13 protein-coding genes are annotated in these 14008 nt (G+C 41.6%); 8 read left to right on the top strand and 5 right to left on the bottom strand.

The window, feature by feature from the left end; genetic code table 11:
- Positions 1-665 precede the first annotated feature (665 nt).
- The 3 genes from chvE to mmsB all read left to right on the top strand — a co-directional run bounded on the left by chvE (position 666) and on the right by mmsB (position 4542).
- Positions 666-1745: a multiple monosaccharide ABC transporter substrate-binding protein gene (gene chvE, locus LXM54_RS14040; protein WP_233315834.1), complete on the top strand. Its 1080-nt coding sequence runs from the start codon at positions 666-668 to the stop codon at positions 1743-1745.
- A 65-nt stretch (positions 1746-1810) separates the two neighbouring features.
- Positions 1811-3313, top strand: coding sequence for a multiple monosaccharide ABC transporter ATP-binding protein (gene mmsA / locus LXM54_RS14035; RefSeq protein WP_233315833.1), 1503 nt, complete (start codon positions 1811-1813; stop codon positions 3311-3313).
- A 110-nt stretch (positions 3314-3423) separates the two neighbouring features.
- Positions 3424-4542 carry a multiple monosaccharide ABC transporter permease gene (mmsB, locus tag LXM54_RS14030; RefSeq protein WP_233316145.1) on the top strand — a complete coding sequence of 373 codons (1119 nt, stop codon included), beginning with the start codon at positions 3424-3426 and terminating at the stop codon, positions 4540-4542.
- 52 nt (positions 4543-4594) lie between these two features.
- Here mmsB and LXM54_RS14025 read toward each other — a convergent pair whose 3' ends face one another.
- On the bottom strand, positions 4595-5617 hold the full coding sequence (locus tag LXM54_RS14025) for a zinc-binding alcohol dehydrogenase family protein (RefSeq protein WP_233315832.1): 1023 nt from the start codon (positions 5615-5617) through the stop codon (positions 4595-4597).
- Between the two features lie 122 nt (positions 5618-5739).
- Between LXM54_RS14025 and LXM54_RS14020 the strand changes: the two genes are divergently transcribed.
- Positions 5740-6090 carry a winged helix-turn-helix transcriptional regulator gene (locus tag LXM54_RS14020; RefSeq protein ID WP_233315831.1) on the top strand — a complete coding sequence of 117 codons (351 nt, stop codon included), beginning with the start codon at positions 5740-5742 and terminating at the stop codon, positions 6088-6090.
- Between the two features lie 28 nt (positions 6091-6118).
- Here the strand turns inward: LXM54_RS14020 and LXM54_RS14015 are convergent, their stop codons facing one another.
- A complete protein-coding gene (locus LXM54_RS14015; protein ID WP_233315830.1) occupies positions 6119-7036 on the bottom strand; it encodes an ArsR/SmtB family transcription factor in 918 nt (305 codons plus the stop codon).
- Positions 7037-7072: 36 nt separating this feature from the next.
- On the bottom strand, positions 7073-7699 hold the full coding sequence (locus LXM54_RS14010; RefSeq protein ID WP_233315829.1) for a YesL family protein: 627 nt from the start codon (positions 7697-7699) through the stop codon (positions 7073-7075).
- A 350-nt stretch (positions 7700-8049) separates the two neighbouring features.
- Between LXM54_RS14010 and LXM54_RS14005 the strand changes: the two genes are divergently transcribed.
- Genes LXM54_RS14005 through arfA form a run of 4 tightly spaced genes read left to right on the top strand, consistent with a single transcriptional unit; the run spans position 8050 to position 12711 of the window.
- Positions 8050-9351: an ABC transporter substrate-binding protein gene (locus LXM54_RS14005; RefSeq protein ID WP_233315828.1), complete on the top strand. Its 1302-nt coding sequence runs from the start codon at positions 8050-8052 to the stop codon at positions 9349-9351.
- A 55-nt stretch (positions 9352-9406) separates the two neighbouring features.
- Positions 9407-10336, top strand: a complete 930-nt coding sequence (locus LXM54_RS14000; RefSeq protein WP_233315827.1) for a carbohydrate ABC transporter permease — start codon at positions 9407-9409, stop codon at positions 10334-10336.
- Entirely contained in the window at positions 10333-11175 is an 843-nt protein-coding gene (locus tag LXM54_RS13995; RefSeq protein ID WP_233315826.1) for a carbohydrate ABC transporter permease, read from the top strand. Before LXM54_RS14000 ends, LXM54_RS13995 begins: the two co-directional genes overlap by 4 nt.
- Positions 11176-11205: 30 nt before the next feature.
- Positions 11206-12711, top strand: a complete 1506-nt coding sequence (arfA, locus tag LXM54_RS13990; protein ID WP_233315825.1) for an arabinosylfuranosidase ArfA — start codon at positions 11206-11208, stop codon at positions 12709-12711.
- A 195-nt stretch (positions 12712-12906) separates the two neighbouring features.
- On the opposite strand, the gene LXM54_RS13985 is transcribed toward arfA, so the two are convergent.
- Positions 12907-13071: a hypothetical protein gene (locus tag LXM54_RS13985; protein WP_233315824.1), complete on the bottom strand. Its 165-nt coding sequence runs from the start codon at positions 13069-13071 to the stop codon at positions 12907-12909.
- Positions 13072-13156: 85 nt separating this feature from the next.
- The gene (locus tag LXM54_RS13980) at positions 13157-13918 is read right to left on the bottom strand and encodes a PAS domain S-box protein (protein ID WP_233315823.1); all 762 of its coding nucleotides are present in this window, start codon (positions 13916-13918) and stop codon (positions 13157-13159) included.
- Positions 13919-14008 lie beyond the last annotated feature (90 nt).

The raw sequence follows: 14008 nt of genomic DNA, 5'->3' as shown, positions 1-14008 counted from the left end.
TCTATTTCTATAAGTCTCTTAAACTCCTAAAAATTTGTCTTTATAAGGCTCATCTTATTTTTTTGCGTTTATACATAATCTATTATCTTAAACTTCCATTTTTTCTCCTGTAAGGAATTGGTGGATGATGTTGAAAAGCAATAAGCAAAACACAATCATTTTTCATGACCAACTCTCTTTTTTTATCTTTATGTCATCAGGAAGCCCTTTTATATGAATTTCTATATACACTACTATATTAATACAATTTCACAGCAGGAATATTTCAAAAAAGAAACAGCTTATTTTAGAATTGAAACTGCTCTTTCATCCGTTTCTGAAATCCAGAAAATTTACCTCCATATGAATATCGAAAGTCTCAAATCATGAGCATCCTTAAGTAAATATTATCAACCATAGAATTAGCTGAAACTCTGCAGCTGTTAAAACTATCAACTTCCAATCCAACTTTTCCACTTCTTGTCCCGCACACCGGAAAAAATAAACTGGCATATTCCAAAATGGTGGCACATAGCAATATTATTGGGCTTTCGTCGGAGAGATAAGCTCCTTTTTTAGAGATTTAAATGAAAGCGTATACTTGCTTGCGAGAGTCTTTAAAAAAGACAAGTATGGCACCAAGCACAGAAGGCCCAAGAAATAGACATATGGGAAGGGGTTCACGGATGAAGAAGCTTTTATCTGTAATTTTAGCTGCTGTTTTATTGTTTGCGCTGGCTGCCTGTTCGGGGGGCGGCGGAGGCGGTGAGGATGAAAAGGGCTTTGTTGGTGTCAGCATGCCTACGAAATCATCTGAGCGCTGGATTAGTGATGGTAAGTATATGAAGGAAGAGTTTGAGAAGAAAGGCTATAAGGTTGATCTTCAATATGCAGAGGATGTTGTGGAAAACCAGGTTTCCCAGATTGAAAACATGATTACAAAGGGTGTAAATGTGCTTGTTATTGCAGCGATTGACGGCGAGGCGCTGACAAATGTTTTAGAAAAGGCGCATAAGCAGGAAATTAAAGTAATTGCCTATGACCGTTTGATTAAAAAGAGTGAGTATGTCGATTATTATGCTACATTTGATAACTTCCAGGTTGGTGTGCTGCAAGGCAGCTATATAGAAGAGCAGCTTGGCTTGAAGGATGGCGAAGGCCCATTTAATGTGGAGCTGTTTGGCGGTTCTCCTGATGATAATAATGCGTATTTCTTCTTTGATGGGGCGATGTCGATCTTACAGCCTTATATTGATTCAGGCAAGCTTGTTGTTCAAAGCGGACAGACGAAGTTTGAGCAAGGTGCAACATTAAGATGGGATGGAGCGACAGCTCAAGCACGGATGGATAACTTGTTGAGTGCTCATTATACGAAGGAAAATGTGGATGCAGTCTTGTCTCCGTATGACGGGATCAGCATCGGTATTATCGCGTCCTTAAAAGGTGTCGGCTATGGTACAGCAGATAAGCCGCTGCCAGTCGTGACTGGACAGGATGCAGAATTGGCGTCTGTTAAGTCCATCATTGCAGGCGAGCAAACACAAACCGTCTTTAAGGATACGAGAGAGTTAGCGAAGAAAGCAGTTGAAATGTCAGAGGCTGTTTTGAATGGTGAAGAAGCGGAAGTTAATGATACAGAAACATACGATAACGGCGTTAAGGTTGTTCCTGCTTATCTATTAGAGCCAGTGTCAGTTGATAAGGAAAACTATCAAGAAATTGTTATCGACAGCGGCTATTATGATGAGTCTGAATTGAACAACTAAAACTATTTCGGCAGTTCCTCTTCATTAAAGGGGAACTGCCGCAAGTAAAAAAGGGGGAGGACAGCATGGGGAATATTCTCGAAATGAGAAATATTACGAAGGAATTTCCCGGCGTCAAGGCGCTTGATGATGTGAACTTGAAGGTTGAAGCAGGCGAGATTCACGCATTATGCGGCGAAAATGGAGCGGGAAAATCAACGCTCATGAAGGTGCTGAGCGGTGTGTATCCTCATGGCACATATGCAGGAGATATTCTCTTTCAAGATGATGTCTGTATGTTTAAAGACATAAAGAGCAGTGAAAGCTTAGGGATTGTTATCATTCACCAAGAGCTTGCCCTGATACCAGAGCTGTCGATTGCAGAAAATATTTTCTTAGGAAATGAACAGGCGAAAGCTGGTGTCATCAATTGGAATGAGACCGTAGTAAAAGCAAGAGAGCTATTGAAGAAGGTCGGCCTGTCTGAAAATCCGAATACACTCATATCACAAATTGGTGTCGGCAAGCAGCAGCTTGTGGAGATTGCTAAAGCTCTGTCGAAGGATGTTAAGCTGTTGATTTTGGACGAACCTACAGCGGCGCTAAATGAAGAAGAAAGCGAAAATTTGCTGCAGCTGCTGCTTTCCTTTAAGAAAGAAGGTATGACGAGCATCATGATTTCCCATAAATTGAACGAAGTCTCAAAGGTTGCTGACAGCATTACTATCATCAGGGATGGAAGGACAATTGAGACATTGAAATGGGAGGAAGTTTCAGAGGACAGAATCATTAAAGGCATGGTCGGCAGGGAGCTGACGAACCGCTATCCAGACAGAACGCCGAAGATTGGCGAAACCATTCTTGAGGTGAAGGATTGGGAAGTGCTGCAAAGTGACAGGAAAGTCATCGACAAGATTAATATGCATATTAAAAAAGGTGAAATCGTCGGGATTGCTGGGGTAATGGGCTCTGGAAGGACCGAATTTGCAATGAGCATTTTCGGCAGGTCGTTCGGCACGAAAATCTCTGGCCAGCTTTATAAGGATGGCAAAGAAATCACTCTCAAAAATGTTCCAGAAGCTATTGAGAATGGACTGGCTTACGTGACAGAAGATCGAAAGAATTATGGACTTATTTTAATAGAAGATATTAAACAAAATATATCGCTGCCTAACTTAAAAAAGCTTTCAAAATTCACGGTTGTGAATGAGCAAGTGGAAGTGAAAGAAGCGGAAAACTATCGAAGGAAGATGAATATTAAAACACCGTCGATTCTGCAAAAGACAGGGAATTTAAGTGGCGGCAATCAGCAGAAGGTTGTGTTAAGCAAGTGGATTTATGCAGAGCCAGATATCCTCATCCTCGACGAACCGACAAGAGGGATTGATGTTGGCGCGAAATATGAGATTTATACAATCATTAACCAGCTTGCCGAAGAAGGCAAAGGCATTCTTCTTATTTCCTCGGAGATGCCAGAGCTGTTAGGAATGTGTGACAGAATTTATGTGATGAACGAAGGCAGGATAAAGGGAGAGCTAGAAGCAGCGGAAGCGACACAGGAAAGCATCATGAAATATATCACAAGCTGATATTTTCCTATAGTAGGGAAGGGGGAATTAAGGTGAATACACCGTTGGAAGATTATCGAAATAAAGGCTCTGTGTTATCACTGATTCAGAGTAACTTACGCCAATATGGAATGTTTACCGCATTAGTGCTTATTATGATATTGTTTCAAGTTTTAACGGAGGGAATTCTGCTGCGGCCGCTGAATATCACCAATCTGATTTTGCAGAACAGCTATATTCTCGTCCTTGCAATTGGGATGGTCCTTGTTATTATTACAGGCCATATCGATTTGTCAGTCGGTTCTGTTGCTGCCTTTGTTGGCGCCATTTCTGGAATATTAATTATCAACCATGATATGCCCGTCTTTTTGGCCGTTATTCTTTCCTTATTAGTAGGCGCAGTAATCGGTGCATGGCAAGGCTTCTGGGTTGCATATGTCAAGATTCCCGCCTTTATCGTCACACTTGCAGGGATGCTTCTGTTCAGAGGCTTGACGATGCTTGTCCTTAAAGGCAAGTCAGTTGCGCCATATCCACAGTCTTTCCAGGATATCAGCTCAGGCTTTATTCCTGATATTTTTGGCGGCAGCACCTTGCATATGCTCACAATCGTTGCGGGCATTGTCTTTTCAATTATTTATTTGCTGCTTGAAGTACGAAATCGCCGAACACAGCTTCGTTATGATTTTGAAGTTTCTTCAAAAGGACTGTTTATCACGAAAATAGCCGCTGTGATTGTTCTGATTAATGTGTTCACATATGTATTAGCAACATATGAAGGGATACCAATGATTCTAATTATCCTGATTGCTTTAGTTGCTATCTACAGCTTTGTGATGAAGAAAACTGTAATGGGCAGACATATTTATGCGATCGGCGGCAACGAAAAGGCTGCAAGTCTTTCTGGAATCAAAACAAAGAAAGCTACTTTCTGGGTGTTTGTGAATATGGGTGTTCTTGCTGCACTGTCTGGCTTGATTTTCGCAGCAAGGCTTAACGCTGCAACACCAAAAGCCGGGAACCTGTTCGAGCTGGATGCAATCGCAGCCTGCTTCATCGGCGGTGCGTCCGCATATGGCGGAATCGGCACAGTCGGCGGGGCCATTGTCGGCGGTCTTGTTATGGGTGTAATGAATAATGGTATGTCCATCATCGGCCTTGGGATCGACTGGCAGCAGGCCATTAAAGGACTTGTGCTGCTGATTGCGGTTGCTTTTGATATTTATAATAAGAATAAATTAGCATCGTAAATGCTTAAAACCCAAGCTCTAGTAGAGCTCGGGTTTTTGCTTTTATGAGTGATTATGCAAAGTCCTCTAACACTATTTTTCCTATTGTTTTTCCAGACTCGACTAAAGCATGTGCCTTCCTAATATTTTCAGCATGAATAGGAGACAATGTCTTCTTTAATGTTGTTTTAATAACACCTATATCAATTAGCTCACTCAATTGGTTTAAAAGCTGTTGCTGTTTCTCCATATCTTCTGTTTCATACATAGTTCGTGTGAACATAAACTCCCAAACAAATGTAGCACTTTTATTTTTTAACACATTTAAATCAAGAGGCTGGGCATTTTCTACAATGGAACAAATCATTCCTTGTGGTTTAATGGCATCTGCCATGGCTAGCCAATGCTGGTCGGTATTATTCAAGCATAGAATGAAATCAACATTTTCCATGCCATGCTGTTTCAATTGTTCCTGAAAGGAATGATGATGGTTCATAACAAAGTCTGCTCCCAGTTCTTTGACCCAATCGCTTGTACTTTGACGAGAGGCGGTGGCAATGACAGTAAGACCGGCCCATTTAGCAAGCTGAATCGCGATAGAACCAACTCCGCCAGCTCCGCCGATTATTAAAATGGTCTTTTGTTTGTTGTTTTCCTTGTCACTAGCTTCAATGGCTAATCTGTCGAATAAAGCTTCCCATGCTGTAATCGAGGTAAGCGGCAATGCTGCCGATTCGGCAAAAGTTAATGTGTGCGGTTTTTTGCCGACAATCCTTTCATCCACTAAATGGAATTCGCTGTAAGTTCCTGGACGGATAAGGCTACCGGAATAATAGACTTCATCACCGACTTGGAAATCGTGACAATCTTCTCCTGTTTCAACGACCACGCCACTTGCGTCCCAGCCAAGAATCTTTGGCTGTTCTTCTGTTTTTGATTTTGGGGAACGCACCTTTACATCAACAGGATTTATCGATACAGCCTTGACCTTAACAAGCAAATCCCTTCCTGTTGCACGAGGCTTCGGCAGCTCTACATCAAACAAACTTTCTTCATCCTCAATAGGCAAATATTTTAATAGTCCAACAGCTTTCATACTAATGACAACTCCTTTAATCTTTGTTAATTGAAATTATAGGATGATAATCAAAATAATGTAAGAAGGCACATTTATGTTGTATAGTATCATTAATGTTACTAACTGTGAGGTGAGCTTTTATGCGAAACAGAAAAAGCGGGTATGGATGTCCAGAAGGATGTCCTGTCGAATCAACTCTTGATGTGATAGGGGGAAAGTGGAAGGGAGTAATTCTTTATTACCTCCTAGAAGATAAAAAACGATTTAATGAATTGCGGCGCCTGATGCCGGGAATTACTCAGAGAATCTTATCCCTCCAGCTAAGCGAGCTTGAAAAAGATGGAATTATTCACCGTGAGGTTTTTCCAGAGGTTCCTCCAAGAGTGGAATATTCCATGACAGAGTTTGGCAGAACATTAGAGCCAATTATCACCCAAATGAAGGACTGGGGCGATAAATACAAATCAAGAATCGAAAGCGTCAAAGAATAATAAAAGCGGGCAGAAAACCCCGCCCCTATCACTCCGGCAATACTTCCTCATAAAGAATCCGCGCCGTGATATCCTGTTCATAATTCCCAAAGCTTCTGCCGTAAAGGGTCAGGCCGCCAACTGTGCCTTCATCTGTGACAGCAAACTTCAACTTGATGTCAGGATGGTCTTGCAAACCGACATCCTCAATGGTTACATCAGAAATGCGGCAGCCATCAATAAATGTACCGCTTTTATTGATGCGCAAGAGCTTTAACAGCCCATACTGATTCAAGTGAGGCGGCCACCAGCTTGGGTTGCAGGCGCCTTTCGTTCCGCCGAAATCTCCTGGTGAATTCCAATAGCCCAGCTCAACATTATTTAAAGAAAAGAAGATATCAGAAGGCCAGTCATTATTATAGAAGGGTGCTTCTGAGCTGATTTCAAAAATGAATTGGATTTCTTTGAACTGTTGATTTTTCTTTAAATAGTTAGGAATTCGGTATTCTAGATAGCCTTTCTTCAGCCAGACGATTTCGGCATGAATATGGTCAGGGTCGGCAAAGTAGCGGGGGTTGTCAAACTCGCCGATAATGCTGTCCTTTGTCGCAAGGCCGCAGGTTGGATCTGCGGCATAATCACAGTAATGACCGACCTTTATTTCGTATTCGTAAAAGTTCTCCACCCCCTTGTCCTGCAGCTCGATTGTGAGGATATCTTCATTTAAATAACAGATTTTCTGGATTCCATGCTTGCCCCCTGCAGTTGTTATGTCAATCAGCCCGCTTTCCTCAAGCTTTTTTATATGCATTGTTACCGCTCCGTTCGAGAGCTGGAGCTTTTGGGCGATGTCGTTTAAATTTAAACTTTGATTTCTTTGCAAAAGGGTTAAGATTTCAAGGCGGATTTCAGAGCTTAACGCTTTGTAAATATTTAAGCCAGACCGGAGATCTTTTATATGTATCATCGATATTACCTTCTTTCTAAATAGTAATCAGGCTTGTTATTTGCCTGCCCGTTTTTGTTCATATTGAGTAAATGTTTTTAAGCTGATCCACATCATATAAAATGCCGGCACACTTGCGCCAAAGAGAATAATGCTTCCTGGAAAGGTAATAAACAGATAGACGATGACAAGGAGTCCGCCGACCAGCTTTAATCCTGCTAGCGGCATCGCCAAGGTGAACAGCAGCGCATTTTTAATGATATGAAGTCCTTTCAGCTCGTAATGAACATAAATAGAGAAGAAATGGAGAATGCTGCAGGCATACAGTAAAGCGATAAATAACAGTGGAAAATAGAGATACTGCAAGAAAGGAATGGACGTATGCTGAAGCGCCAGTAAATCAGCATATAGAACAAGTCCGCCAAAGCTGAGCAGCATACCTAGCAGATTGCTTTTCATAAATTCCTGCTTAAAAACAGACAAAAAAGTCGCAAAAATCGGCATGTCTGTTTCGCCAAGGAGCCATTTCCGTGTCACTGCAAACAAGCTGACAGTGGCAGGGAAGACACCGAATATTACTAGACCCAGCAAAGAAAATACCATCCATAATAGATGAATATATAAAAAGCGCAGAATCCAGTTGGAGATAGAATAGATAGAATCAATGAGCACAGCTCTTTTCATAGAAGACACTCCTTTTCTTTTAATAAAATATAAAATAAGCAGCTGCTTCTCTTTCATGTTTATGTGAAGGAATCTATAAAAATATAAAAAAGCGGAAAAATCCTCCTATTTTCCTTTGCATAAGGAAAGAATATGTCAATTTGTAAGGGAGTAAAAGGAATTTCCCTTAAAATATTCCAAGTGATTACCGACTATTTTCACTTTATGACAGCGTTTTCCTAGACCATCTTCTTAATTATGAAAACGCATACATTTTTAAAGGGATGGCTTAATACTATGTAAATGTGTAAAACATTTTATGTTCTTTTAAAATAAACTGTTTTCCCAACAAGCTAAGAGGAGGAAAAAGGATGAAAAAGGGTCTTTTAGGAATGCTGGCTATCATTCTAGTAAGCTCCATGTTTTTAGCAGGCTGTAATAAGGGCAGTTCGGATAAAGGCTATTCGAACAGTGGAAAGGGAACAAAGATTGAATTGTGGACCTTCAACGAGCTTCATGAACAATATTATGAGCATATGGCGGACAAGTGGAATGAAGAAAATCCTGATGATCAAATCAGCATCAAGGCCACTACATATCCATATGAGGATTTGCATAACAAGCTGCTTGTTGCCTTGCAGTCAGGCAAAGGTGCCCCGGATATTTCTGATGTGGAAATCTCTAAATTCGGCAACTTCCTGAAAGGTGAACCGCAAATCCTGCCTTTAGATGATGTAATTGACCCAGAAAGAGAAAATATCGTGCAATCACGTCTTGATATTTACGCCAAAGACGGCAAGACATATGGAATTGACTTTCATGTCGGCGCTGCCGTTATTTATTACAATAAAGAAATTTTGGATAAAGCCGGAGTCAATCCAGATGACATAAAAACATGGGCTGATTACAAGGAAGCTGGCAAAACAGTCCTTGAGAAAACTGGCATTCCGATGACGACACTTGATATTGAAGACCAATGGTCGTTCTGGCCGCAGGTTGCTCAGCTTGAAGGAAAAGACGATCTTTTGAAGGAGAATGGCGAGGTTAACCTGACAGATCCGCGCATTGTGGAGGTGCTTCAATATGAACAGGATCTTGTTAAAGAAGGAATTGCGATTCCATCTCCAGGAAATGACCATCATTCTGAGGAATATTACGGCTTCATGAATAATGGTGGAGCAGCCTCTGTGTGGATGCCGATGTGGTATATGGGCAGATTCACTGATTATATGCCTGATTTGAAAGGGAAAATCGTCATCAAGCCAATGCCTGCTTGGTCTGAAGGAGCACCGCGTTCAGCAGGGATGGGCGGTACAGGCACTGTTGTGACAAACCAGTCTAAAGATCCAGATGTAGCGAAGAAATTCCTTGCTTATGCAAAGCTGTCGAAGGAAGGCAATATCGAAATCTGGAAGCAGCTTGGCTTTGACCCGATTCGTTCTGATGTATGGGATTTGCCGGAAGTCAATGAAGAGAATAAATTCACAGAATACTTCGGTCCCAATATTTTCGGCACATTGCTGGAAGTGAAGAATGAAATTGAAGGTGTCAATATTGGCGAAAGAACACCAGATGTCTCAAATGCTGTTAAGACAACGATTTTATTCCAGTCATTAGTCGAAATGAAAGATCCGAAGCAAGCGCTGGAGGAAGCAGCAAGCCAGATTAAATAAATCATCTTCAGGAGGCTTTGCCTTTGCCTCCTGATTCTAAAGGGGGGATCTTTACATGGAAGCAAGCAGCAGACAGGGCGGGAGGAAACAGAAGAAAAGAAGTCTCCTTTATTCTCAAAATGCAGCACCTTACTTTTTCATCTTTCCTTTCATTCTGTCTTTTTTCATCTTTTTTGCGTATCCCGTTGTCACGACGATTATCATGAGCTTTCAGGAAGTGCTGCCAGGGCAGACGACCTTTATCGGCTTAGACAACTATAAGGAATTATGGAATCCAACCTTTCTGACAGCCATCCGCAACAGCACTGTTTATACAATTTTGACATTAATTATCTTAATCCCAGTGCCGCTGATTCTTGCTGTGTTCCTTAATTCGAAGCTGATGTTTGCGAAGAACTTCTTTCGGTCTGTTACGTTCATTCCAGCACTCACATCTGTCGTTGTTGCAGGGATGATCTTCCGCTTAATCTTTGGCGGACAAGAGGGTGCATTGCTGAACTCTATTTTGATTAACTTTGGGATGGAGCCGAAAGCATGGCTGAACCATGGGGGCACAAGCATGTTTGTTCTTGTTGTGCTGGCAACATGGAAATGGATGGGCATCAATATCCTTTATTTCCTGGCAGGACTGCAAAATATCCCGCGGGAGTTGTATGAGTCGGCAGAAGTGGACGGTGCTTCAACATCACGGAAATTCTGGCATATTACCTTACCGCTGTTAAAGCCAATCAGTATTTATGTGTTTACCATCAGTATTTACGGCGGTTTCTCGATGTTTGCTGAAAGCTATATGCTTTATGGAAGCAACAGGTCGCCTAATAATATCGGGCTGACAATTGTCGGCTATTTATACCAAAAAGGCATCGAGCAAAATAATCTCGGCTTCGGTTCTGCAGTCGGCATCGCTTTGCTTGTGATTACGCTGATTATTACGTTAATTCAGCTTAAATTCTTTGGAATGTTCAAAAAGGAGGAACAAGGATGAAAACGAAGAAAAAGCTGAAGCTGTCATCCATCCTATTGATCCTGCTCTTTGTGGCAATCGGTATTTTCGCCTTATTTCCGCTGTTTGCGATTACACTCGGCTCCTTGAAGCCGTCAACAGAAATTATGAGATACGGACTCAATTTAAAGCTGCAGGCAGACCTGTTATCATTCGATAACTATTCTTATTTGTTCAACGGGGAAACAGACTATTTCATATGGTATAAAAACAGCATAATCATCACCATTGCATCAACACTATCCTGCCTGCTTTTAACAAGCATGGTCGGCTACGGTCTTGCTGTCTATGACTTCAAGTTTAAGAACCTTGTGTTTGGACTCGTTTTAATTGTGATGATGATTCCTGTTGAAATCATTATGCTTCCATTATATAAGCTCACGATGAGCCTTGGCTTAATGGACACATTAGTCGGCGCCTTTCTGCCGTTTGTGGTTGCACCGATTCCAATTTTCTTTTTCCGCCAGTATGCGAGTGGGCTGCCTCGTGATTTGCTTGATGCAGCAAGGGTCGATGGCTGTACCGAAATCGGCATTTACTTCCGGGTGATGATGCCGTTAATGACACCAGCCTTTTCCTCGATGGCAATCCTGCAGGCATTAGGAAGCTGGAACAACTTCCTCTGGCCGTTGATTGTTTTACGATCAAGCGAAAATTTAACATTGCCGATCGGCTTATCTACATTGCTAACACCATACGGCAATAACTATGATGTGCTGATTGCCGGGTCTGTGATGGCGATATTCCCAGTGCTGATTCTGTATATTTTCTTCCAGCGCTACTTTATTGAAGGGATGACTGCCGGCGGTGTGAAGGGTTAACTTAAAAAAATGTGAAGGGAAGAAAGATATATGTACAAAAAAGCGAAGATGATTTTAGAAAAAGATTTTAAAATAGCTGAAGTCGATAACCGAATATACGGCTCCTTTATTGAGCATCTTGGCAGAGCCGTTTATGGGGGGATATTTGAGCCAGGTCATCCTGAAGCAGATGAAAAGGGGTTCCGCAAAGACGTAACAGGATTAATAAAAGAGCTGCAAGTGCCGCTAATCCGCTATCCTGGCGGCAACTTCGTATCAGGCTACAATTGGGAGGACGGTGTCGGGCCTGTTGAAAGCAGACCAAGCCGCCTTGAGCTTGCATGGCGGACAACAGAACCGAATGTCGTCGGCACAAATGAGTTCATGGAGTGGGCGAAGCAGGTTAATGCGGAGGTGAATATGGCCGTCAATCTTGGCACAAGAGGGATAGATGCAGCCAGAAACCTTGTCGAGTACTGCAATCATGACAGCGGCTCGTACTATAGTGATTTGCGCATAAGCCACGGCTATCGAGAGCCTCATAAAATTAAAACATGGTGTCTTGGCAATGAAATGGACGGTCCATGGCAAATCGGGCATAAAACAGCGGCAGAATATGGGCGCATTGCTCAAGAAGCGGCAAAGGTCATGAAATGGGTAGACCCGAATATTGAGCTTGTCGCCTGCGGCAGCTCAAACCGAAACATGCCGACATTTGCAGAATGGGAAGCAACGGTTTTGGATCATACGTATGACCATGTTGAATATATTTCCTTACATCAGTACTATGGCAACCATGATAATGACATCAGCAACTACTTGGCTCTGTCTCTGGAAATGGATGATTTTATTTCATCTGTCATCTCGATTGCAGATTATATTAAAGCAAAAAAACGGAGCAAAAAGAAAATCCATCTGTCCTTTGATGAGTGGAATGTATGGTATCACTCTAGAGAAGCAGATAAGCTGATTGAACCGTGGACAGTCGCACCGCCGCAGCTTGAGGATATTTATAATTTTGAGGATGCGCTGCTTGTCGGCTGTATGCTGATTACGATGCTAAAGCATGCCGACAGAGTAAAGATAGCCTGCCTTGCACAGCTTGTGAATGTCATTGCGCCAATCATGACAGAAGAGAATGGGCCTGCGTGGAAGCAGACAATTTTCTATCCATATATGCATGCGTCCGTTTACGGCAGAGGTGTTGCCTTAAATCCAGTTATCTCCAGCCCTAAATATGACAGCAAGGATTTCACCGATGTGCCAACATTAGAATCAACAGCAGTATATAATGAGGAAAACGAAGAACTGACAATCTTTGCTGTCAACAGAGATCTTCAAGAAGGCTTGCTGCTTGAATGCGATCTGCGCAGCTTTGAAGGCTATAAAGTTATCGAGCATATTGTGTTAGAGAATGACGATATTAAACAAACGAATTCTGCTACAGCTGAAGCAGTGAAACCACATACTAATGGAGATGCTGCCATAAGCGGAGGACAGCTGGCTGCGATGCTGCCTAAGCTGTCATGGAACGTCATCCGGCTCGTAAAAGCATAATGGATAACAGCCATGCTAAATTTTTAGCATGGCTGTTTATGTAGAAGAAACTTAAATGTAAAAGTTAAGTAGCACAGGCCCCACCTACGCCTTATGCCATTGATAGCCACTCATGCTATCCACGCTATCTTTATCATAATGGACAAATATGAACAGAATACGGACATACTGTAAAAGGTATGTTAAAAAAATATGTCAACTATGTCTTTTTGTTCGAAAAACAATATATTCTGCCTGAAGCAGCAAAGCGATAAAGAAAATAGGGAAGGAGATAGCTACTAACCTTCTGTGCCAATCTAAATTTCGCTTCAGCAAGCCTCCAGAAAAAAGCATTTCTATTAATGAAAACAAGAATTGCATGTTCACTCAACTCCTTTTTCTTAGTTTGCAATCTTCTGAAGCTGTTATACATAGCCCATAAAAAAAAGCCCGAAACTCCGGGCTGTTATTTCAAGGTAAGAAGCGCCTGTTTACATGATTGGAAGAAACGAATATTCAAGTCATTGCCGTTCGTATAAGTAATCGTATCCTGTGCCATCTTAACCTGCACACCGCTGATAATCAGCTCTGTGCCCATTAAGCCAAGAATATCATTGATCATTTTGAGACCATTATGTACAACTTCATCATATTTCAATAAACCTTGCAAGTCGATAATGAAATAATCTTCCTTAGAATTGCCGACATATGTTGATATATCCTGAACAAGCTGTTCAAACCGATCCATTGTTAAATCGCCAATAAGCGGTAAAATAGATGTTTTTTCGTTAATGGAAATAATAGGAGTAGAAAGATTCGCTATTTGCTCTAAATATTGGTTGATAAGCTGCTCTGATTCTTTTCTGTCAGTAATATCTTTTTGAATGCCAACAAAAAAGAGCTTACTGTCGTCTCCAATGCGAATGGGAGAAAGCTCAAGCTCATTCCAGAACATTTCACCGTTTTTGCGATAGTTACGCAGCTGAACAACAATATGTTCTTCATTTCTGATCGCATCCCGCAATGCTGTTACTGATCCTTGCTTTTTATCATTTCCTTGTAAGAACCGGCAGTTTTTGCCGAGAATGTCTACGGCCGCATACCCCGTCAACCGTTCGAATCCTCTATTTACATAAATGATGGGGTTATCCAGTAAGCTTGGGTCTGTGATGACAATACCGGTTCCAACTCTTTCCACTGCTTCTCTGATAAAGCTGTCTCTAAACATGTCAGGATACTGATTTGATTGGATGTTATTCCCCTCCTCGAAAGTTAAATTCCATTTAATAATAATCATTATAACAAAATGGAAAAGACA

Source organism: Bacillus sp. Au-Bac7, from assembly GCF_021341655.1.
Classification (GTDB): Bacteria; Bacillota; Bacilli; order Bacillales; family Cytobacillaceae; genus Niallia.
The sequence above is the reverse complement of the archived record's forward strand: the minus strand, read 5'-3'. Positions and strand labels throughout refer to the sequence as shown.

Excerpts from the sequence above, each read along its gene's own strand:
- LXM54_RS14025 (WP_233315832.1), bottom strand. The coding sequence starts at position 5,617 with ATGAAAGCTGTTGGACTATTAAAATATTTGCCTATTGAGGATGAAGAA.
- mmsB (WP_233316145.1), top strand. The coding sequence starts at position 3,424 with ATGTTTACCGCATTAGTGCTTATTATGATATTGTTTCAAGTTTTAACG.
- mmsA (WP_233315833.1), top strand. The coding sequence starts at position 1,811 with ATGGGGAATATTCTCGAAATGAGAAATATTACGAAGGAATTTCCCGGC.
- LXM54_RS14005 (WP_233315828.1), top strand. The coding sequence starts at position 8,050 with ATGAAAAAGGGTCTTTTAGGAATGCTGGCTATCATTCTAGTAAGCTCC.
- arfA (WP_233315825.1), top strand. The coding sequence starts at position 11,206 with ATGTACAAAAAAGCGAAGATGATTTTAGAAAAAGATTTTAAAATAGCT.
- chvE (WP_233315834.1), top strand. The coding sequence starts at position 666 with ATGAAGAAGCTTTTATCTGTAATTTTAGCTGCTGTTTTATTGTTTGCG.
- LXM54_RS14010 (WP_233315829.1), bottom strand. The coding sequence starts at position 7,699 with ATGAAAAGAGCTGTGCTCATTGATTCTATCTATTCTATCTCCAACTGG.
- LXM54_RS14015 (WP_233315830.1), bottom strand. The coding sequence starts at position 7,036 with ATGATACATATAAAAGATCTCCGGTCTGGCTTAAATATTTACAAAGCG.
- LXM54_RS14000 (WP_233315827.1), top strand. The coding sequence starts at position 9,407 with ATGGAAGCAAGCAGCAGACAGGGCGGGAGGAAACAGAAGAAAAGAAGT.
- LXM54_RS13995 (WP_233315826.1), top strand. The coding sequence starts at position 10,333 with ATGAAAACGAAGAAAAAGCTGAAGCTGTCATCCATCCTATTGATCCTG.
- LXM54_RS14020 (WP_233315831.1), top strand. The coding sequence starts at position 5,740 with ATGCGAAACAGAAAAAGCGGGTATGGATGTCCAGAAGGATGTCCTGTC.
- LXM54_RS13985 (WP_233315824.1), bottom strand. The coding sequence starts at position 13,071 with ATGCAATTCTTGTTTTCATTAATAGAAATGCTTTTTTCTGGAGGCTTG.
- LXM54_RS13980 (WP_233315823.1), bottom strand. The coding sequence starts at position 13,918 with ATGTTTAGAGACAGCTTTATCAGAGAAGCAGTGGAAAGAGTTGGAACC.